Annotated in this window: 14 protein-coding genes, 2 pseudogenes and 1 riboswitch; of the genes and pseudogenes, 3 read left to right on the top strand and 13 right to left on the bottom strand. The window is 59.9% G+C overall.

Going from position 1 to position 19,699, the window contains the following annotated elements; all coding sequences use genetic code 11:
• The first annotated feature begins 80 nt into the window (after nucleotides 1-80).
• Nucleotides 81-1,619 (top strand): HAMP domain-containing protein, encoded by a 1,539-nt coding sequence (locus FFH21_RS02645; protein WP_011167554.1) that lies wholly within the window; start codon nucleotides 81-83, stop codon nucleotides 1,617-1,619.
• A gap of 447 nt (nucleotides 1,620-2,066) precedes the next feature.
• Here FFH21_RS02645 and FFH21_RS02635 read toward each other — a convergent pair whose 3' ends face one another.
• The 10 genes and pseudogenes from FFH21_RS02635 to FFH21_RS02590 form a co-directional block, all read right to left on the bottom strand.
• Nucleotides 2,067-2,762: a membrane integrity-associated transporter subunit PqiC gene (locus tag FFH21_RS02635; RefSeq protein WP_029241083.1), complete on the bottom strand. Its 696-nt coding sequence runs from the start codon at nucleotides 2,760-2,762 to the stop codon at nucleotides 2,067-2,069.
• Nucleotides 2,763-2,945: 183 nt separating this feature from the next.
• Nucleotides 2,946-5,201, bottom strand: a complete 2,256-nt coding sequence (gene parC, locus FFH21_RS02630; RefSeq protein ID WP_011167553.1) for a DNA topoisomerase IV subunit A — start codon at nucleotides 5,199-5,201, stop codon at nucleotides 2,946-2,948.
• Nucleotides 5,202-5,211: 10 nt separating this feature from the next.
• Entirely contained in the window at nucleotides 5,212-5,745 is a 534-nt protein-coding gene (locus FFH21_RS02625) for a TIGR02281 family clan AA aspartic protease (RefSeq protein WP_011167552.1), read from the bottom strand.
• Nucleotides 5,742-6,706: pseudogene (locus FFH21_RS02620) on the bottom strand (DNA topoisomerase IV). The gene FFH21_RS02625 and the pseudogene FFH21_RS02620 overlap by 4 nt, the downstream one beginning before the upstream one ends.
• A complete protein-coding gene (gene parE / locus FFH21_RS02615; RefSeq protein ID WP_002551799.1) occupies nucleotides 6,703-8,607 on the bottom strand; it encodes a DNA topoisomerase IV subunit B in 1,905 nt (634 codons plus the stop codon). Before parE ends, FFH21_RS02620 begins: the two are co-directional and overlap by 4 nt.
• Nucleotides 8,608-8,683: 76 nt before the next feature.
• Nucleotides 8,684-9,301 (bottom strand): YqiA/YcfP family alpha/beta fold hydrolase, encoded by a 618-nt coding sequence (locus FFH21_RS02610; RefSeq protein WP_011167550.1) that lies wholly within the window; start codon nucleotides 9,299-9,301, stop codon nucleotides 8,684-8,686.
• Between the two features lie 88 nt (nucleotides 9,302-9,389).
• Nucleotides 9,390-10,196 carry a 3',5'-cyclic-AMP phosphodiesterase gene (gene cpdA / locus FFH21_RS02605; protein ID WP_011167549.1) on the bottom strand — a complete coding sequence of 269 codons (807 nt, stop codon included), beginning with the start codon at nucleotides 10,194-10,196 and terminating at the stop codon, nucleotides 9,390-9,392.
• A gap of 87 nt (nucleotides 10,197-10,283) precedes the next feature.
• A complete protein-coding gene (locus tag FFH21_RS02600) occupies nucleotides 10,284-10,658 on the bottom strand; it encodes a hypothetical protein (protein WP_011167548.1) in 375 nt (124 codons plus the stop codon).
• A gap of 197 nt (nucleotides 10,659-10,855) precedes the next feature.
• A complete protein-coding gene (locus FFH21_RS02595) occupies nucleotides 10,856-11,308 on the bottom strand; it encodes a DUF1249 domain-containing protein (protein WP_002551796.1) in 453 nt (150 codons plus the stop codon).
• Nucleotides 11,299-11,916: an NUDIX domain-containing protein gene (locus FFH21_RS02590; RefSeq protein WP_002551795.1), complete on the bottom strand. Its 618-nt coding sequence runs from the start codon at nucleotides 11,914-11,916 to the stop codon at nucleotides 11,299-11,301. Before FFH21_RS02590 ends, FFH21_RS02595 begins: the two co-directional genes overlap by 10 nt.
• A gap of 207 nt (nucleotides 11,917-12,123) precedes the next feature.
• On the opposite strand from FFH21_RS02590, the gene FFH21_RS02585 reads away from it, so the two are divergent.
• Entirely contained in the window at nucleotides 12,124-12,870 is a 747-nt protein-coding gene (locus FFH21_RS02585; RefSeq protein ID WP_011167546.1) for an RsiV family protein, read from the top strand.
• On the opposite strand, the pseudogene cytX reads toward FFH21_RS02585, so the two are convergent.
• Together cytX and thiC are read right to left on the bottom strand one after the other, a co-directional pair.
• Nucleotides 12,839-14,128: pseudogene (gene cytX, locus FFH21_RS02580) on the bottom strand (putative hydroxymethylpyrimidine transporter CytX). The gene FFH21_RS02585 and the pseudogene cytX overlap by 32 nt on opposite strands.
• 409 nt (nucleotides 14,129-14,537) lie before the next feature.
• Nucleotides 14,538-16,427, bottom strand: a complete 1,890-nt coding sequence (thiC, locus tag FFH21_RS02570; protein WP_011167543.1) for a phosphomethylpyrimidine synthase ThiC — start codon at nucleotides 16,425-16,427, stop codon at nucleotides 14,538-14,540.
• 155 nt (nucleotides 16,428-16,582) lie between these two features.
• Nucleotides 16,583-16,687, bottom strand: a riboswitch (TPP riboswitch).
• A gap of 161 nt (nucleotides 16,688-16,848) precedes the next feature.
• Between thiC and FFH21_RS02565 the strand changes: the two genes are divergently transcribed.
• Nucleotides 16,849-18,288, top strand: a complete 1,440-nt coding sequence (locus FFH21_RS02565) for a TolC family outer membrane protein (protein WP_041924407.1) — start codon at nucleotides 16,849-16,851, stop codon at nucleotides 18,286-18,288.
• 122 nt (nucleotides 18,289-18,410) lie between these two features.
• On the opposite strand, the gene waaA is transcribed toward FFH21_RS02565, so the two are convergent.
• The gene (waaA, locus tag FFH21_RS02555; protein WP_011167541.1) at nucleotides 18,411-19,691 is read right to left on the bottom strand and encodes a lipid IV(A) 3-deoxy-D-manno-octulosonic acid transferase; all 1,281 of its coding nucleotides are present in this window, start codon (nucleotides 19,689-19,691) and stop codon (nucleotides 18,411-18,413) included.
• Between the last annotated feature and the right edge of the window lie 8 nt (nucleotides 19,692-19,699).

Below are 19,699 nucleotides of genomic sequence, written 5' to 3'. Positions count from 1 at the left end.
CACCGGGCACAGGCAGCGCTTTGCCGCTACTGGGTCGCTCGTTATACTGCGCGACAACTTCACCGAAAGAGCCGTGCTCTGTGAACCGGCCCACGCCCGTTAAAACCGATAATTTCTTCCTGCTCATCTTTCGTGCCCTGCGTCATCGCCGTGTACCGATCGCTTTGCGCATTGCCAGCCATAACGTGATCCTGGTCGCTCTGGCGCTGGTGATCTACGCCGGTGTCATGGGTCTGCAATTCAAGCAGGCCATGCATGAACAGGCCGATGCGCTGGGGCAGGCCCTGACGACCCAGACCGCCACCTCGGCCACCGAGCTGTTGGTGTCTAACGACATCCTCAGTCTCAACGTGCTGCTGGGCAATCTGGTCAAGAACCCGCTGGTAGCGCATGCCGCTATCTACAGTGTGGATAACCGCATCCTCGCGGAGGCCGGCCAGCGTCCGAAAAACGGTCTGCTGGGGGAAGCTCAGGGTCTGTATGAAATCAAGATCACGTTCCAGGACGTGATGGCGGGCCATCTGCGCATCAGCCTCGACATGTCGCAGTTCCAGCAGCCGATGACCATCAGCCTGCAGAGCATGGGCATTCTGGCGGGCATTCTGCTGGCCCTGGCGCTGGCCCTGAGCCTGCGCCTCGGTCGCCATATCTCCACGCCATTGATGCAGATGCGCATCTGGCTGCGCGACATCGACCCATACACCCCGGCTACCGACCGCCAGGATGAAATAGGCGATCTGGCCCGGCAACTGCGCACCTCGTTCGCACCACCGGTTCCAGAGCCGGAGCCGCTGCCCGAACCTGAGTATGACGGCGACGAGGACGACGGTGACGATCCGTACCTGGAGCCGGAAGAGCGACCTGCACCACCGGTCTCGGCACGCAGCAGCGAACCGAAGCCGCGCCTGCCGGCACCGCCAGTCCAGCGTCGCATTGTTGCCGAAGAAGATGAAGACGACGAAGACCCGTTTGCGGACCTGCGTGACAGCTCGAACACTGCACCAGCCGCACGCCCGGTGGCTGCGCCGGTAGCGCCCGTTGAGCCGCACAACAGTGCCGTGCTGGCCGTACAATTGGGCGCGCAGGACCAATTGCGCCGCCTGCCGCGCGCACGACTGACCGAATTGCTGCAACGTTATCGCGACTGCCTCGATCAGGCCGCCTCGCTGTATGAAAGCGAGCTGCATACCCTGAACGATGGCAGCACACTGATGCTGTTTCACAGCCACGAAAGCGGTGATGACTACCTCACCAACGCAATCTGCTGCGGCGAGCTATTGCGTGCCCTGAGCCATGCCTTGCAGATCGAGGTGGCCGACAGCGGCATCACCTTGCAACTGCAACTGGGCCTGACGCTGGGTGAGGGCCTGAGCGGTCTGAGCCAGATCGACCTGCTGCTGACTGAAACGGCGCAGGATGCGTTGGCGCTGTCTCAGCACAGCCGCAACCTGCTGCTGGTTGAACGCCGTATCAACGACGACCCGTTGATACGCCAACGCGCCCGTATCCGTCCTATCGCCAGCCCTGAAGGCGCATGCTGTGTGGAACGCCTGATGGAGCCCTACCCTTCGATGCTCGAACGCCAGCTGGCGCGCATGCACGAATCCAACAAGGCCTGACCACCGCCTCTCGTTCACATGCGTAAGCACAGGACGAGAGGCGCCCGACCTTGACTGTGGCAGCGCGGCGCAGATCTGTGACGCAGAGCGTCACCCAAGGCATTCCCACGCTGGAGCGTGCGGAACGATAGGCGCCCGCAAGATCACCATCGTGCCCATGCTCCGCGTGGGCATGCCGTTCTGGACGCTCCGCGTCCGATCCTGACGGTGCAGCGCGGCACAGATCTGTGACGCAGAGCGTCACCCAAGGCATTCCCACGCTAGAGCGTGCGGAACGATAGGTGTCCGCAAGATCACCATCGTGCCCATGCTCCGCGTGGGCATGCCGTTCTGGACGCTCCGCGTCCTCCTGACTGCGTGGTGCGTCAGGAACGTCGAGGTGTGAGAAGCGAAGATTCGCGTCCAACAAAAAGCCCGCATCGCTGCGGGCTTTTTGTTGGGCCAACCCTAGAAGCGGAACACTTCAAGATCGGTACGTATGGGCGAGGCCATTGGAATTCTTGGTTTGTCAGGCTCTTTGGCCTTGGCAACCGGGGGCTTTTTCGGTTCTTCGATCGGCTGCCAGGAAATCGGCTTGATCGCAGTACTGACCTGATCGGCCAAGCGTTGCAACAGCATGCCCTGGGCCTTGACCTGGTCTGCGGAGCTGCCGGCATGGACCTGTTCAAGGTGCACCAGTCGGCTGTCACGAACATGACCTTTACGGTCCAGAAGACGCCATTGCGCATCCAGAACGGCAGGCTGTTTGGCACCGGAGTCCAGACGGGTGATCGACAGTACGACCTGAACGTCCGGTGTGAAGTTGGCAACCGCAGGTGCCATGACGACACGCTGGCTGTCCAGCTTCCAGGCCAGCTGACGCAAGAGCAACTGGTCGATATCCGAAGACAGATTGCCCGCCCAGCGCCCGTCAGGCGATGCGGTCAAAGTGCCGTCAGGCTGGCGTTGCAGCAGGGTTTCGCGTTGCAGATAGTCGGCCACCGAAACAGGACCCAGCAATACTGCCAGACCACTACTCTGTTTCGGCTGACCAGGCTCACCGCTATCGAGCTGATAAAGCGCGGTCGGCTGGCGCACACTGCAACCAGCCAGACCCAGAACGCCAGTCATCAGCAGGATCAGGGGAAGGCGTAGAAAATTCATCATCCCATCCAGGTGGCCGCCCCGAGGCAGGCCACAGTATAAGTACTTTCAAGACCCATGCAGGCACTGAGCCACGCATGCACCCCAAGACCCCATATCATCCGTGAATATGCATCATGACTCCAGCGATTATGCATCGTACTTCATGGCAAAACGAAGAACGCTGGTGCCAGATCAATGTTTTTAGCTATTTTCCACCAATAACGCGTCTACGCGCTGGAAGCCTCTTGGCAATTTATTGCCACGTCGGCCCCGCTCCCCCTTGTAATGTTCAAGGTCTTCAGGTTTAAGCGACAGCGTTCGCTTGCCCGCCTGGAGTACCAGCGTCGCGCCCTGCGCAATCACCGCCAGATCGGTCACATATTCTTCTCGGCTGGCTACCCGCTCACCCGGAATACCGATGATCTTGTTGCCTTTGCCTTTGCCCAACTGCGGCAAATCGCTGATCTTGAACACCAGCAGGCGGCCTTCGGTGGTCACCGCTGCCAGCCAGTTCTGTTCACGGTCGGGCACCGGCCGGGGCAAGATGACTTTTGCCCCGTTCGGCAAGCTCAGCAACGCCTTGCCCGCCTTGTTCTTGGCCTGCAGGTCTTCGCCTTTGACGACAAACCCATAACCGGCATCCGAAGCGATCACATACAGCGCGTCATCTTCGGGCATCAATACGCACTCGAACGCCGCACCCGGTGGCGGTTGCAGTTTACCGGTCAACGGCTCGCCCTGGCCTCGTGCAGATGGCAGGGTGTGTGCTGCCACCGAATAGCTGCGCCCGGTCGAGTCGATGAATACGGCGAACTGATTCGAGCGGCCGATGGACGACGTCTTGAAACCATCCCCTGCTTTGTAGGAAAGCCCGGTGGCATCAATATCGTGGCCTTTCGCGCAACGCACCCAGCCTTTTTCCGAAAGCACGACAGTTACCGGCTCGGTGGGCATCAATTCGTTTTCAGACAGCGCCTTGGCTTCGGCACGGGCAACAATCGGCGAACGACGGTCGTCACCATAGGTTTCAGCGTCGGCAATCAGTTCGGCACGGACCAGCTTGCGCAGCTTGGACTCACTGCCCAGCAGGGCCAGAAGCTTGGCCTGCTCTTTGCGCAGTGCCTCCTGCTCGCTGCGCAGCTTCATCTCTTCCAGACGCGCCAACTGACGCAGACGGGTATCGAGGATGTAGTCCGCCTGGATTTCCGACAGGCCAAAGCGTGCAATCAGTTCCGCCTTGGGATGTTCGGCGGTGCGGATGATGTGGATCACTTCATCCAGGTTCAGGTAAGCCGTGAGCAAACCGTCCAACAGGTGCAGACGATGCTCGACCTTGTCCAGACGAAACTGCAGACGACGACGCACAGTACCGATGCGGAAGGTCAGCCATTCGCCGAGCAGTGTCTTGAGGTTCTTGAGCTGCGGCTTGCCATCCAGACCGATGATGTTGATGTTCACCCGATAGCTGGACTCCAGCTCGGTGGTCGCGAACAAATGCTGCATCAGCTCGTCCAGCTCAACCCGGTTGGAGCGCGGAATGATCACGATACGACAAGGGTTTTCGTGGTCAGACTCGTCACGCAGGTCGGCAACCATCGGCAGCTTCTTGGCCTGCATCTGCGCGGCGATCTGCTCCAGCACCTTGGCGCCGGAAACCTGATGCGGCAGTGAAGTCACGACAATGTCGCCATCTTCAATGCGGTACACGGCCCGCATGCGCACCGAACCGCGCCCGGTCTCGTAAATTTTCAGCAGGTCGGCACGCGGCGTGATGATTTCCGCTTCGGTCGGATAGTCCGGCCCCAGAATGTGCTCGCACAGTTCCGGGACCGTGGCCTTGGGGTCGTCCAGCAGATGAACGCAGGCGCTGGCGACTTCGCGCAGGTTATGCGGCGGCACGTCGGTGGCCATACCGACGGCAATGCCGGTGGTGCCATTGAGCAGGATGTTCGGCAAACGCGCCGGCAGCACGGCCGGTTCGTCCAGTGTGCCGTCAAAGTTCGGCACCCAGTCAGCCGTGCCCTGGCCCAGTTCGCTGAGCAGGACTTCGGAATAGCGCGATAGGCGCGCTTCGGTGTAACGCATGGCCGCGAAGGACTTGGGATCATCCGGCGCACCCCAGTTACCCTGCCCGTCCACCAGCGTGTAGCGGTAGCTGAACGGCTGGGCCATCAGCACCATCGCTTCGTAGCAGGCCGAATCGCCGTGCGGGTGGAATTTGCCGAGTACGTCGCCGACGGTACGCGCCGATTTCTTGTGCTTGGCGTCAGCCCCTAGGCCCAGTTCGCTCATCGCGTAGATGATGCGCCGCTGAACAGGCTTCAGGCCGTCCCCGATATGCGGCAAGGCACGGTCCATGATCACGTACATGGAGTAGTTGAGGTAGGCCTGTTCGGTGAAGTCAGCCAGTGATCGGCGTTCTACACCATCCAGGCTGAGGTCAAGGGAGTCGCTCATGCGGGCCTCATTATTTCGTTGACTGGCGCAGCAGCAAGTTGCCGCCACGCTGTGTGAATTCAAGTTGTTTCATGGCGCTCATGCCCAGCAGCACCTGCTCACCGTCCAGACCGGGTGCTACCAGAGCACGCACATTGGTCAGGACAATATCGCCCAGTTGCAAGCGGTCGAGCGTGGTCCGAAAACCCTGGCTGTTGCCATTGGCCGTGCTGACTGTGACCGCAAAGCCACGTTTCAGGCCCAGGCTGTCAGCCATATCACCGGGTACAGCCACGTCGGTCGCCCCGGTGTCGATCATGAACTCTACCGTCCGGCCGTTGATCTGGCCGGTACTGACAAAGTGCCCCTGACGATTACCCGCCAGTTGCACTTCGATGTATCCATCACCGTGTTGCGAAGCAACCACCGTATTAGGGTTCTGCTGCTTGTCTTCCCAACTGCCGAAAAAGCGCGTCGCCAGAAACAGGCCAGCAGCCCAGGCCACGATCATTAATATCTTGCCAGCGCGCTTGCCGGGTTGCGGTTGATTCGCGGGCTGGCTCACTGACCGGCGCTCCAGCCCGCTTCAGGCGCAGCGAACCGCCAGACAATCGGGCGTTTTTCACCATCGGCGCGCGCACCGAAGTTATTGTCGATGCCGATCCACGCGCCCTTCTCGTCCACGACCAGCGCCTCGGTCAGGCCGTAGGGCTGATCATAACGACGCGAAGGCACCATCGCTTCCTTGGCGAACGACCAGCAACGTTCGATCTGCCCGGTCTCAAGCCCACGCCGACAGATGCGATAGGCCGCACGTTCGAGCGTGAACAGCTTGCCGTTGTAGAGCGACAGATCGGAAAAGTCCGTAGACACGGTCTTGTGCCCCTGTTCTGCGGGCAGCAGGTCTTTACCGTCTTCGGACAGCAGCACGCAGCTTTGCCCGCAGCTCCATTGTTCCTTGTCGCGCTGCACAGCCAGCAGCCCGCGCTTCTCGCGCTCGGCGGCCAGCCAGAGGCGTTCACGGCAATCCCTTCGAAAATCGCATTGAAGTGTTGCAACATGCCCTGGCCGCGCGCCTGTTCTATCAGTGCCTGCGGCAAGTCCAGCCAGAACGGTGCACCACTGACCGGAACCTTGAGCACCGTGCCATAGGCCTCGCTGACCAGATAACGGTTACCGGCTGCATCACAACTCACGCCCTCGAAATCCAGATCACCACCACGCACCAACGCGGAAAGGCCTGCCAGCGAACGCAGCTTGAGCGGCAGATAGCTGTGCGGCGCAGGTGCGTCAATGCGGTGTGCTTCTGCCTTCCAGGTATTTTGCGACACATCAAGGCTGTACAGCACATTGTCGTCACGGTCGGAAACGGTCCACAGCTGGCCATTGCACATGGCCAGACCCGACAGATTGCCGCCGACCATGTCGTCTACCGGGTGCTCGGATTGCAGTTTCAGGACCTCAAGCGGCGCGGCGAAAACCGGCGCGGCAACCAGGGTCAGGGCGGCGAGCCAGGCTCGTATCAAGTCAGGACCTCGGCGAGGTTGCCCTTCGATTCTAGCCAGGACTTGCGATCACCTGCACGTTTCTTCGCCAGCAACATGTCCATCATTTCCGACGTAGCAGCGAAATCATCCAGCGTGAGCTGCACCAGACGCCGTGTGTTCGGGTCCATGGTGGTTTCGCGCAGTTGCGGCGGGTTCATTTCACCCAGGCCCTTGAATCGGGTGACCTGTGGTTTGCCACGTTTCTTTTCAGCCACCAGACGGTCAAGAATTCCATCGCGCTCGCTTTCGTCCAGCGCGTAGTAGATTTCCTTGCCAAGGTCGATCCGGTACAGCGGCGGCATGGCCACATACACATGCCCGGCGTCGACCAGCGGGCGGAAGTGCTGGACGAACAACGCACACAGCAAAGTGGCGATGTGCAAACCATCCGAGTCGGCGTCGGCGAGAATACAGATTTTGCCGTAACGCAACTGGCTGATGTCCGCCGCGCCCGGATCAACCCCGATGGCAACCGCGATGTTGTGCACTTCCTGGCTGGCGAGCACTTCGCCGCCGTCCACTTCCCAGGTATTCAGAATCTTGCCGCGCAGGGGCAGGATGGCCTGGAATTCCTTGTCCCGTGCCTGCTTGGCCGAACCGCCGGCGGAATCACCTTCGACCAGAAACAGCTCGGAGCGCGCCGGGTCCTGTCCGGCACAGTCAGCCAGCTTGCCCGGCAACGCGGGGCCTTGGGTAATGCGCTTGCGTTCAACCTTCTTGCTGGCCTTGAGGCGGCGACCGGCGTTGTTGATCGCCAGGTCAGCCAGTTGCAGGCCCAGCTCCGAGTGGGTATTGAGCCACAGACTGAACGCGTCCTTGACCACGCCGGAAACGAAAGCCGCCGCCTCACGGGACGAAAGACGTTCCTTGGTCTGCCCGGAGAACTGCGGTTCCTGCATTTTCATCGACAGGACGAAGGCAATTCGCTCCCAGACATCTTCCGGTGCCAGCTTGACGCCACGCGGCAACAGGTTGCGGAACTCGCAGAACTCGCGCATCGCATCCAGCAAGCCCTGACGCAAGCCGTTCACATGGGTGCCACCCTGCGCGGTAGGGATCAGGTTGACGTAGCTTTCCTGAACGCTGTCGCCACCTTCGGGCAGCCAGAGCAGCGCCCAGTCGACCGCTTCCTTGTTACCGGCGAAGCTGCCGCAGAACGGTTCGTCCGGCAGTCGCAGGAAGTCGCTGACCGAATCCTGTAGATACGAGCGCAAGCCGTCTTCGTAATGCCACTCGACTTTTTCGTTAGTGGACTTGTCTTCAAAGCTGACCAGCAGGCCCGGGCACAGAACCGCCTTGGCCTTGAGTACGTGCTTGAGACGACTGACGGAGAACTTCGGGGTATCGAAATACTTCGGATCGGGCGCGAAATAGACGCTGGTCCCGGTGTTGCGCTTGCCGACAGTGCCGATAACCGCCAGCTCTGTGGCCTTGTAGCCGTCGGCGAAAGTCATTTCATATTCGTTTCCATCGCGCTTGACCCGCACCCGAACCTGAGTGGAAAGCGCGTTGACCACGGAAATCCCTACGCCGTGCAGGCCGCCGGAGAACTGGTAGTTCTTGTTGGAGAACTTGCCACCCGCATGCAGCTTGGTGAGGATCAGCTCGACGCCAGACACACCTTCTTCCGGGTGAATGTCCACCGGCATGCCGCGGCCGTCGTCGGACACCTCAAGCGAGTTGTCGGCATGAAGGATGACCTGTACCGAGCGCGCGTGACCAGCCAGAGCTTCGTCGACACTGTTGTCGATGACTTCCTGAGCCAGGTGGTTGGGCCGCGAGGTGTCGGTGTACATGCCCGGACGTTTGCGAACCGGATCGAGGCCCGAGAGGACTTCGATGGCGTCTGCGTTATAAGAGCTAGCGCTGGGATTGGCCATGGGTTCTCGTTATCAATCTTTCATGGAATTTCGGGGGTTCAATGTTCTTGCATTCAGTAGGCCGGGCATCGATCGCCTATAGCGCCGACAGGTCGATCTTCTGCAACAGATCGGGGGCAAACCCGGCAAAGCTCAACAACGCTGGCATTTGCTCGGCAAAACCCTGAAAACTGTGGTCGCCGCCCGCCTGAATGCGCAAGGCACAGGCCCGGTAAAACTTCTCGGCGCGACGATAATCAAGGGTCTCGTCACCGGTCTGCAACCACACCTGAAACTGCTGCGGGTCCTGGGGAGCAGGAACCTCCAGCTCGGCCAGTGCCTGAATATGGTCTTCGGTCAACTGCCACTGCTCGCCGGTGTACAGGTTCTGCTGCACGCCGAGAAACCCGTCAAACAGCTGATGCGGGTTGACTGCCGGGTTGATCAGCACCGCCTTGAGGCCATGCTGCTGCGCCAAATGAGTCGCATAGTAGCCGCCGAGCGAGCTGCCGACCAGTAATGGCCGTCCCAACTCCTTTATAACGGTTTCAAGCTGCCCCACAGCCTGACGCGGATGGTGATGCAGTTCAGGGACTTGCAGACGATCAGCCAGACCCAATGATTTCATCAGCGCGGCCAACTGACAGGCCTTTCTCGACAGGGCCGAGCTGTTCAAGCCATGGATGTATAGCAGTGAAGGTGTGTCGCTCGTCACGCTGTCGCTCCCGAGTGCAAGGCAAAGCCGTGTAGTTTACAGGGACTTACGCTACAACACCTCACTGGAAACGTGTCCGCCCGCTCATTCAGTAGCCGGTGCCGCCGTAATCGACTTCGAACTGCATGCCGACCACTCGGGAAACAGCGGTTTCCAGCCGTCCGTCGTCATGCAGTCGCAGCCAGCGATAGCCCGGTGCCGTGGTGTCCACCTTGAAATCGGCACTGCCCGGCGCGAACTGAATGCAGGTCGAGGGCGACGCCAGCAGGCGCACGCCGTTACGCATCTGGTCAAACTCTTGATGCACATGCCCCCACAATACGGCCCGAACCTGCGGGAATCGATCCAGCACCGCAAACAACGCGTCAGCATTGCGCAGACCGATGGGTGTCATCCATTCACAGCCGATGGCCACCGGGTGGTGATGCAGGCAGACCAGATGATGCCGGTCAGGCGCTTCGCTCAGCGACTGCTCCAGCAACTGCAATTGCCCAGCGGCCAGAAAACCTGGCACCGAACCGGGCACTGCCGAATCCAGCAGTGTCACCCGCCACCGGCCGATGTTGATGATCGGCTCAAGCAGCCCTTCAGCCTGTGCGACATGCTCCATCTGCGGCAATTCATCATGATTACCGGCAAACCAGCGCGCGGGGGCGGCGATCTGCGTACTTATCCGGCGAAACGCTTCGTAAGACTCGACACTGCCATCCTGGGAGATATCCCCGCTTGCAACCACAAGATCAACCTGCGGCTGCTCGGCGAGGACCAGATCAACGACTTTTTCCAGACTGTCGCGGGTACTCATACCCAACAACGCCCCGTCCGCCTCGGCGAACAGGTGGCTGTCGGATATCTGCACCAGCAAAACTGACGATGAAGGGGCTGCGCTTGGCAAGACCGTCTCCCAGAGAGGATTCAGCGCGATTATGTGATGTGGCAGCGGGCGGGTAAACCGGGAATGTGAGCGCAGACGAGCATTTGGTCACATTTGCTGATTTGCTCGGTGCTTGAGCACAATTAAAGCAATAAGTCCGGCCGACATCATGCCCGCCAGTCCCGCACCCAAGAGATAGCTCAGCACCCGCTCATAAGGCATTCCAGGCCAGAGATATCCCGCCAACAAAAGCTCCAGGACAACGCCAAGAATCATTCCTGCCAGTCCAGCCAGATGAACGATCCACGGCATGAGCCTCAAAGACAGAATACCGATGACCACTCCGGTAATGGCCGTATATAGAAAGTGTTCCCAACGCAGAGCGCTGCCTGCCAGGGTTATCAACCCGAGATAGCTGAAAAGGCTGAGGGTGACTCCCGAGAAGCACGCTAACAGACATCGTGGGGTGCCTAAGTCACTCATTCGTTATACCTGCAAATAAATTCAGGTCGAATGTAAGGCATGTGGTTTCAAATCCAAGGTGCCGGGGGATTTTCAGAAACCACCTACAAGACTGGAGCCTGCCCGCTGTCAGCTGACGTCACTTATCGGTCAATCCGGTGTGGGATAAATACAGGGCGAAGCCAAGGAGCAGTAGTGCGATAACAATTGAAGAGGCGTTAACGCACTGCCTCAAACTCATGCCCACACGCCAGGCAATGACTCAGCCATTCGCCCAGAAACAAATTGAGCTGGGCTTTTTCGTCCGGTTGATGCATGTCCGCGTTGGGGTAGGGATAAATCCCGCGAAAGCGCCGCGCATGCTCGGCGCCGATGACTTCGGCCATGCGTGCGTCGTGGTATACCTGAACCTCGAGCACCGGCACCGGCAGCCATGGCAGGCTGTGTTCCTGGCGGACTTGCAGGGTGGTGGTGTACGGGCAGTCGAGCAATACTTCGACGGCCAGTACGCCCAGCATCTGGTCGCCCTGGGTGACGGCGACGCGGCGTGAGCGCTGTTCGTTGCGCATGTCGGGCAGCAGGCGCATCAGGCGCGCGTAGTTGGCCTCACACGCAGCCTGCAGTCCGGCAAGGTCGACACGGTAGCGCTCGCGCAATAGATTCACGACCATAAACCCCTTATCTCCGCACGATTCAGCGCCAGCCATTGCAAGGCGATGATCGTCGACGCGTTTTTGATTGTTCCGTCTTTCATCGCCTGCATTGCGTCATCGAATGACCAGACTGTGACCCGGATGTCTTCGCCTTCGGACTCAAGCCCGTGAATTCCGCCTGCCCCTTCACTGCTGCACTGCCCCAGGTACAAGTGAACAAACTCATTACTGCCACCTGGAGAAGGAAAGTATTTGGTGATGGGCCAAAGCGAGCGGAACACCAGTCCAGCTTCCTCCTCTGCCTCGCGATGAGCAACTTCTTCCGGCTGTTCATCCTTGTCGATCAGCCCGGCGACCAGTTCGATCAGCCACGGGTTGCTGGTCTTTTCCATGGCACCCACGCGGAACTGCTCGATGAGCACCACTTCGTCACGCTTGGCATCGTAAGGAAGTACACAAACCGCATCGTGGCGAACGAAAAGCTCGCGGCTGATTTCCTTGCTCATGCCACCTGCGAACAGCTCGTGGCGCACATGCAGCTTGTCCAGCCTATAGAAGCCCTTGAAGCAGTTTTCACGCTGTATGGTTTCAAAAGCGCTTGGTGCAGATCGTGTGGTCTGGGTCATGGGTTTCTCGCTTGCCGCCGTTTTTGACATCGGGTCATCCTAACGCGCATCGACGGTAAGATGCAGCCCCCTTGAAGATGCAGGGTAGACGGCCGGGACTTAAAACAATTCTAATCTGCCATGATCGAACCGAAGACGTTGTTTACAGTCCAACCAGCCTGCATACGCACAACGCAACCGCCTTTACTGACACTGCCAAGGATCAACATGTCGTTACTGAGGATCACTTCACTGGCTTGCCTGGCCCTGTTGCTCGGCGCCTGCCAAAGCCTCTTCACGCCCAACATGCGCACACCGCTGCAAGTCCAGCGCGATGCCTCCGAGCTGATCAAGCCAGGCTGCACCACGGCGGACTGCCCGCTGGTGAACATCGATACTGTGCATTTTCCCGATGAGCCGCGACTGGACGCCATCGTTCAGAAGACCTTGCTGCAACTGACCGTTGCTGACAGCAGCGCCTCGCCGCCTGCGTCTATCAAAGCCTATCAGGAGCAGTTCCTGAGCCAGGCCCAGGGCAGCAACAGCAGTTATCTGCAAGCCAAGGTACGCGAGCAGCATGACGGTATAGTGGTTGTCGAACTGTCCAGCTACCTGGATACCGGTGGTGCCCACGGCAACCCTGGCCGGGCGTTCATCAACTATTCGCGTCAGCAGCAGAAAGTTCTGACGCTGGCCGACATGATCATTCCGGGCAAGGAAAGCGAGTTCTGGCAGAAGGCCCAACTGGCCCACCAGGGCTGGCTGGTCTCGACCAAGATGAATGAAGACAGCGAGTTCATGAAGACTTGGCCGTTCAAGCGCACGCCACACATCGCGCTGACCTACGGCGCGGTGATCCTCAAGTACTCGGTGGATACCATCGCGCCGTATTCGATGGGTCACATCGAGCTGAAGATTCCTTACCCTCAGCTCAATGGCATCCTCAAGCCGGAACTGTTCCCCGGTCGCGGTTGATCGCACCGCCGATCAACAGCTGCAACACGCCAGCGACAACGAGCGCTGGCAGTGTTGCACCGACATTCGGGTAAAAGCCAGCCAGCAGGTGATAGGTGCTGAGCCCGCCCAGCCACGCCAGCAGACTCATCCAGCGCAAACCGCCCTCCACTACCTGACCACTGCGACGACGCAGGATGAAATGGTCGACCAGCACCACGCCGAACAGCGGCGCAAACACCGAGCCGATCAGCAGCAGAAAGTTCTGGTACTGGGCCAGCGGTGCCAGACAGGCGATCAGCGTGCAGATCACGCCGATGGTCAATGCCAGGTGCTAGACCTTGATGCGTGACAGCAAAGCACTCGATACCGCCGCCGAATGAATATCGGCGAACGCATTTTCCGTCTCATCCAGCAGAATCAGCAGCAACGGGATACCCAGACCTGCGCCGGCCAGTGCCAGCAGCAAGGCATTGACCTCACCGCTCGGCGCGAACGCCAACGTATAGGCAACGCCCAGACTCATCAGCCAGAAGTTACCGATGAAAAAGCCTGCAGCCGTGCCGCCGAAGACACTTTTCGCACGTTGGCCGAAGCGCGAGTAGTCGGCAATGAGCGGCAGCCAGGACAGCGGCATGGCGATGGCAATGTCGAACCCCGAAGCAAACGGCAGTGAACCGTCCCCGGATGTCGCCCTCAGCGCTGCCAGATCAGCCTTGCTCAGCAGGTTCCAGGTCAGCCATGAACACGCGGCCAGCAGTATCCAGATTCCCCACTTGCGCAAGAATCGGCGCACGAAGGTCAATGGCCCGCTGACCGCCAGCAGAGTGGCCAGCGCTCCGAAAAACAGTGTCCAGAGCAGCGGACTGGTCCACAGACTGCCCTGCGAAAAAGCCCGATCGCTCAACAGACTGGCGGCGTCGCGCATGACGATGATCTCGAACGAACCCCAACCCATCAGTTGCAGCAGGTTCAACACTGCGGGCAGCGATGCGCCTTTGCTGCCCAGGCTGAGTTTGAGGGCTGCCATGGAAGACAAACCGGTGTCACTGCCGATCACGCCGACACTGGCGAGCAGTAAAACGCCCACCAGCGTGCCGAGGAAAATCGCCAGCATCGAGCCGGACATACCCAGCCCCGGCGCCAGCAAGGCCCCGGTTTGCAGCACCATCAAACCGATGCCGAGGGAGAACCACAGGGAGAACAGATCCCGCCCACCGAATACCCGCTGGCTGGCAGGGATGGGGGTGTCGGGAGAATAGGTGCCAGGTGTGTTCACGTTGGTGTCTCGTGTGGGGTGTTGATCGGTGATTCGGGATCGGACGCGGAGCTTCCAGAACAGCGCTACCACGCAGAGCGTGGGATCATCGCAATTATCGTGCGGCGCTCTGCGTCGCATGCCGTTCTGGACGCTCCGCGTCCTCTTGACGACGCAGAGCGTCGAGACCTGCATTCCCACGCTGGAGCGTGCGGAACGATAATCTCATCTATCATGCGACGCTCTGCGTCGCATGCCTTTCTGGACGCTCTGCGTCCTCTTGACGACGCAGAGCGTCGAGACCTGCATGCCCACGCTGGAGCGTGCGGAACGATAATCGCAACTATCGTGCGACGCTCCGAGTCGTAAAGCCCAATGCTGGAGCGTAGCGATAACCGCTAGCGGTGTTCTGTCGTGCACGTACCGCTTTCTACACCTTCTTGTACAACTGGCTGCCTTCCTGCTTGAAGCGCTCGGCCTGCTCGGCCAGGCCTTTGGCTACATCGACGTCGACTGCTTCGATCCGCTGGTTGGCGGCGTACTCGCGTACTTCCTGAGTGATTTTCATCGAGCAGAATTTCGGCCCGCACATGGAACAGAAATGCGCGACCTTGGCCGAGTCCTTGGGCAGGGTTTCGTCGTGGTAAGAGCGCGCGGTGTCCGGGTCCAGGCCAAGGTTGAACTGGTCTTCCCAGCGGAACTCGAAACGCGCCTTGCTCAAGGCGTTATCACGGATCTGCGCCCCTGGATGGCCTTTGGCAAGGTCCGCTGCGTGGGCAGCAATCTTGTAGGTGATGATCCCGGTCTTCACGTCATCCTTATTCGGCAGCCCCAGGTGCTCTTTGGGCGTGACGTAGCACAGCATGGCGCAACCGAACCAGCCAATCATCGCGGCACCGATGCCCGACGTGATGTGGTCATACCCCGGCGCAATATCGGTGGTCAGCGGGCCAAGGGTGTAAAACGGCGCTTCGTCGCAGCATTCCAGCTGCTTGTCCATGTTTTCCTTGATCAACTGCATCGGCACATGACCGGGGCCTTCAATCATGGTCTGCACGTCGTGCTTCCAGGCGATCTTGGTCAGTTCACCCAAGGTTTCCAGCTCACCGAACTGCGCCGCATCGTTGGCGTCGGCAATCGAGCCCGGACGCAAGCCATCGCCCAGCGAGAAGCTGACGTCATAAGCCTTCATGATTTCGCAGATGTCTTCGAAATGGGTGTACAGGAAGTTTTCCTGGTGATGCGCCAGGCACCACTTGGCCATGATTGAACCACCACGGCTGACAATCCCGGTCACACGCTTGGCGGTCAGCGGCACATAACGCAGCAACACACCGGCGTGGATGGTGAAGTAATCAACGCCCTGCTCGGCCTGCTCGATCAGTGTGTCGCGGAACAGCTCCCAGGTCAGATCCTCGGCCGCACCGCCGACTTTTTCCAGAGCCTGATAGATCGGCACAGTGCCGATCGGCACCGGCGAGTTGCGGATGATCCATTCACGGGTTTCATGAATATGCTTGCCGGTAGACAGGTCCATGACCGTGTCAGAACCCCAGCGAATGCCCCAGGTCAGCTTGGCGACTTCTTCTTCGATGGAAGATCCCAGCGCGCTGTTACCGATGTTGCCGTTGATCTTTACCAGAAAGTTACGGCCGATAATCATCGGTTCCAGTTCGACGTGGTTGATGTTGGCCGGGATGATCGCGCGACCACGGGCGATCTCTTCGCGCACGAACTCGGCAGTAATTTCCTTCGGGATGCTCGCGCCGAAGCTGTGCCCGGCATTTTGCTGGGTCCGCAGGCCTGCGGCACGGGCTTCCTGAAGCTTCATGTTTTCGCGGATGGCAACGTATTCCATCTCGGCGGTAATGATGCCCTGACGCGCATAGTGCATCTGGCTGACGTTGGCCCCCGCGTTGGCCCGGCGCGGGTTGCGCACATGAGCAAAGCGCAGCGCGGTCAGTTCGGCGTCGCTCAGGCGTTGCTGGCCGAAGTTGGAACTCAAGCCCGCCAGGCGCTCGGTGTCGTTGCGCGAGTCGATCCACGGCGAGCGAACATCCGCCAGGCCTTTACGCACGTCGATGATCACGTTGGGGTCGGTGTACGGGCCGGAGGTGTCATAGACCGTGACCGGCGCGTTGATTTCACCGCCGAAGTCAGTCGGTGTGACGTCCAGAGTGATTTCGCGCATCGGCACGCGGATGTCCGGGCGCGAGCCCTGAACGTAGATTTTCTGCGAACGGGTAAACGGCTGTACCGATCCGGAATCGACTTGTGCCGACTCGCTCAAATGGGCTGCATTTTTTAGTGTTGTACTCATCACGGCTCTCCAGACATCCGGTTACGGATTTATTGTCGGAGTGACCTGACGTGACGGACGGGTGCACCAGTGCTGGTGCTGAGTATCGAAAGGAGACGTACGCTGTTCATTTTTTGAACAATCGACCCCGGACGATACTCAAGAGGACTCGCCGGGAGACGAGAAATCTTGTTCCCTACGCAGGCGCTAACCTGATCAGGTTCAACGGGATCCGGTTTAACCGATCTCAGCCTCACAGCAAGGCACCCCGACAAGAACGCGATCAGTCTATGCCGGGGCGCGGTCGCAATGCCAGCCTATTTGCACAGGGCTCGATAAATGGCGCAAATCGCCGATTGTTGCTAAAAGAGTCTGGCTCTACACTCGCTAACCCGGTTTCTCTTAAACCGTGATTACTTTCTTCATGAACAGGGAATGCCTCATGCTGCGCAAACTTTCGTTGGTTGTGGCCGTTTCGTTTGCGTCCAGCGGCCTGACGTGGGCAGCCGATATGCCACTGCCGACCCAGACTGGTCTGCTGAATGTCTATCAGCAGGCGGTGGACAACAATGCCGACCTTGCGGCATCCCGCGCCGATTACGATGCCCGCAAGGAAGCCGTACCGCAGGCCCGCGCCGGTTTGCTGCCGAACATTTCCGGCAGTGCACAAAGCAACAATACCCGCACCAGTATCGACCAGCCCAGAACCGTGGCCACCCGCAGCGGTAACGTCTATCAAGCCACCCTGAGCCAGCCGATCTTCCGTGCCGACCGCTGGTTCCAGTTGCAGGCCGCCGAGGCGAGCAACGAGCAGGCGGCACTCGAGCTGTCGGCTACCGAGCAGAACCTGATCCTGCAAGCGGCACAAAGCTATTTCAGCGTGCTGCGCGCCCAGGACAATCTGGCCTCGACCAAGGCCGAGGAGGCAGCGTTCAAACGCCAGCTCGATCAGGCCAACGAGCGTTTCGATGTCGGCCTGTCGGACAAGACCGACGTGTTGCAGGCGCAGGCCAGCTACGACACCTCGCGTGCCAGCCGGATTCTCGCCAAGCGCCAGGTGGATGATGCGTTTCAAGCCCTGGTGACGCTGACCAACCGTGAATACAACTCCATCGAAGGCATCGTGCATACCTTGCCTGTGCTGGCGCCAACGCCAAACGATGCCAAGGCCTGGGTCGATACCGCAGCACAACAGAACCTCAACCTGCTGGCCAGTAATTACGCGGTCAGTGCTGCCGAGGAAACCCTGCGTCAGCGCAAGGCCGGGCACGCCCCGACACTTGATGCCGTGGCGACTTATCAGCGTGGCGACAACGACGCACTGGGTTTTAGCAACCCCAATTACACCGGGCGCAATTATGGCGGCGACGTCGAGCAGCGCAGTATTGGCGTGCAGCTGAATATCCCGATCTACAGCGGTGGCCTGACCAGTTCACAGGTACGCGAAGCCTATGCGCGCCTGAGCCAGAGCGAGCAACGCCGTGAAAGCCTGCGTCGTCAGGTGGTGGAAAATACGCGCAACCTGCACCGTGCGGTGAATACCGATGTCGAGCAGGTCCAGGCCCGCAAACAGTCGATCATCTCCAACCAGAGCGCGCTGGAAGCCACCGAAATAGGTTATCAGGTGGGCACCCGCAACATCGTCGACGTGCTGGATGCGCAGCGCCAGTTGTATGCCTCGGTGCGTGACTACAACAACACGCGCTATGACTACATCCTCGACAACCTGCGCCTCAAGCAGGCAGCAGGCACCTTGAACCCGGGCGACCTGCAGGATCTTTCACGCTACCTGAAGGCTGATTACAACCCGGACAAGGACTTCCTTCCGCCCGACCTGGCAACTGCCGCACAGAAGAACTTCGAGCGACCTGCAAAGCGCTGACAGGTGACGCAGAGCGTCACGAAATGCATTACCACGCTGGAGCGTGAGGAACGAGAATCTCGACTATCGTGCCCATGCTCCGCGTGGGCATGCCGTTCCGGACGCTCTGCGTCCTCTCCGACTCAGCGTTTGCCCATCAACCGCCCGATTCCGTCGAGCAGACGTTGCAGAGCGCCCTGATTGGCCTTCATCACCGCAAGCCCTGCATCGGCCATGCCGCGAGCCTGCTGTGGCTGGTCGAAAAGCCCCTGCACGGCGGTCGCCAGCGTGGTCGCATCGCTGATTTCCTGCAACGCACCGGCAGTGCGCAGCATGGCGGCAATCTCGAGGAAGTTGAACAGGTGAGGGCCGCTGAGTACCGGTTTGGCCAGCGCCGCAGGCTCCAGCAGGTTGTGGCCGCCATTAGGCACCAGGCTGCCGCCCACAAAAGCGATATCCGCCAGCGCATAGAGAAACAGCAATTCGCCCATGGTATCGCCCATCAGCACTGAGACTTCCGGCGTGACAGCCTGCGCGGATGAGCGCCGAACCGTCGCAAAACCCTGCTGCTGACACAGCGCATGCACGCTGTCGAAACGCTCGGGATGACGCGGCACCAGGATCAGCAGCGCATCAGGATGGCTCGTCAATAACGTGCGATGAGCTGAAAGAACGCTTTCATCCTCGCCCGCATGGGTGCTGGCGGCGATCCATACCGGGCGCTGCGTCGCCTGCCATTGCTCACGCAAGTGCGCGGCACGTTCCAACAATTGCGGGTCAATGCTCAGGTCGAACTTGATCGAGCCGGTCACCGCAACGCACTCGGGACGCGCGCCCAGGTCACGGAAGCGCTGCGCCTCAACTTCAGTCTGCACCGCGAACCAGGCCATTTGCGCCAGCATCGGCCGGGCAAGCCTGGCAAAGCGCGCATAGCCCCTTGCCGAGCGCTCCGAAAGCCGCGCATTGGCGAGCACCACGGGGATCCCGCGCAGGGCGCATTGGTGGATGTGGTTGGGCCACAGCTCGGTTTCCATGATGATGCCCAGCCGGGGCTGCACATAATCGAGAAAACGCCCTGCCGCCCAGGGCAAGTCATACGGCAGGTAGCAATGCTGAATGCGCGGCTCGCTGGCGAACAGCGCCTTGATTCGTTCCGAACCTGTGGGCGTCATGCAAGTCACAGTGATCGGCCGTTGGGGGTATTGCAGCAGCAGCGCGCGAATCATCGGCGCGGCCGCGATGCTTTCGCCCACTGACACCGCATGCACCCAGATACCACCGCGCTGCATGGCAGGCAGGCCGCTGGCGAACCGCTCGCCGATGCGTTGGCGATATGCCGGAGCCTTGCGCGCACGTAACCACAGGCGCAGGGCAACCAGTGGCAGGCCGAGATGAAACAGTAGGGTATAAAGGGTTCTATTCATGGGCGCGG

The sequence above is a fragment of the Pseudomonas sp. KBS0707 genome, assembly GCF_005937945.2.
Classification (GTDB): Bacteria; Pseudomonadota; Gammaproteobacteria; order Pseudomonadales; family Pseudomonadaceae; genus Aquipseudomonas; species Aquipseudomonas amygdali.
The sequence above is the reverse complement of the archived record's forward strand: the minus strand, read 5'-3'. Positions and strand labels throughout refer to the sequence as shown.

Coding starts and splice junctions, on each gene's coding strand:
- FFH21_RS02565 (WP_041924407.1), top strand. CDS start 16,849: ATGCTGCGCAAACTTTCGTTGGTTGTGGCCGTTTCGTTTGCGTCCAGC.
- parE (WP_002551799.1), bottom strand. CDS start 8,607: ATGGCCAATCCCAGCGCTAGCTCTTATAACGCAGACGCCATCGAAGTC.
- FFH21_RS02585 (WP_011167546.1), top strand. CDS start 12,124: ATGTCGTTACTGAGGATCACTTCACTGGCTTGCCTGGCCCTGTTGCTC.
- FFH21_RS02635 (WP_029241083.1), bottom strand. CDS start 2,762: ATGAATTTTCTACGCCTTCCCCTGATCCTGCTGATGACTGGCGTTCTG.
- FFH21_RS02595 (WP_002551796.1), bottom strand. CDS start 11,308: ATGGTCGTGAATCTATTGCGCGAGCGCTACCGTGTCGACCTTGCCGGA.
- FFH21_RS02590 (WP_002551795.1), bottom strand. CDS start 11,916: ATGACCCAGACCACACGATCTGCACCAAGCGCTTTTGAAACCATACAG.
- waaA (WP_011167541.1), bottom strand. CDS start 19,691: ATGAATAGAACCCTTTATACCCTACTGTTTCATCTCGGCCTGCCACTG.
- FFH21_RS02600 (WP_011167548.1), bottom strand. CDS start 10,658: ATGAGTGACTTAGGCACCCCACGATGTCTGTTAGCGTGCTTCTCGGGA.
- thiC (WP_011167543.1), bottom strand. CDS start 16,427: ATGAGTACAACACTAAAAAATGCAGCCCATTTGAGCGAGTCGGCACAA.
- parC (WP_011167553.1), bottom strand. CDS start 5,201: ATGAGCGACTCCCTTGACCTCAGCCTGGATGGTGTAGAACGCCGATCA.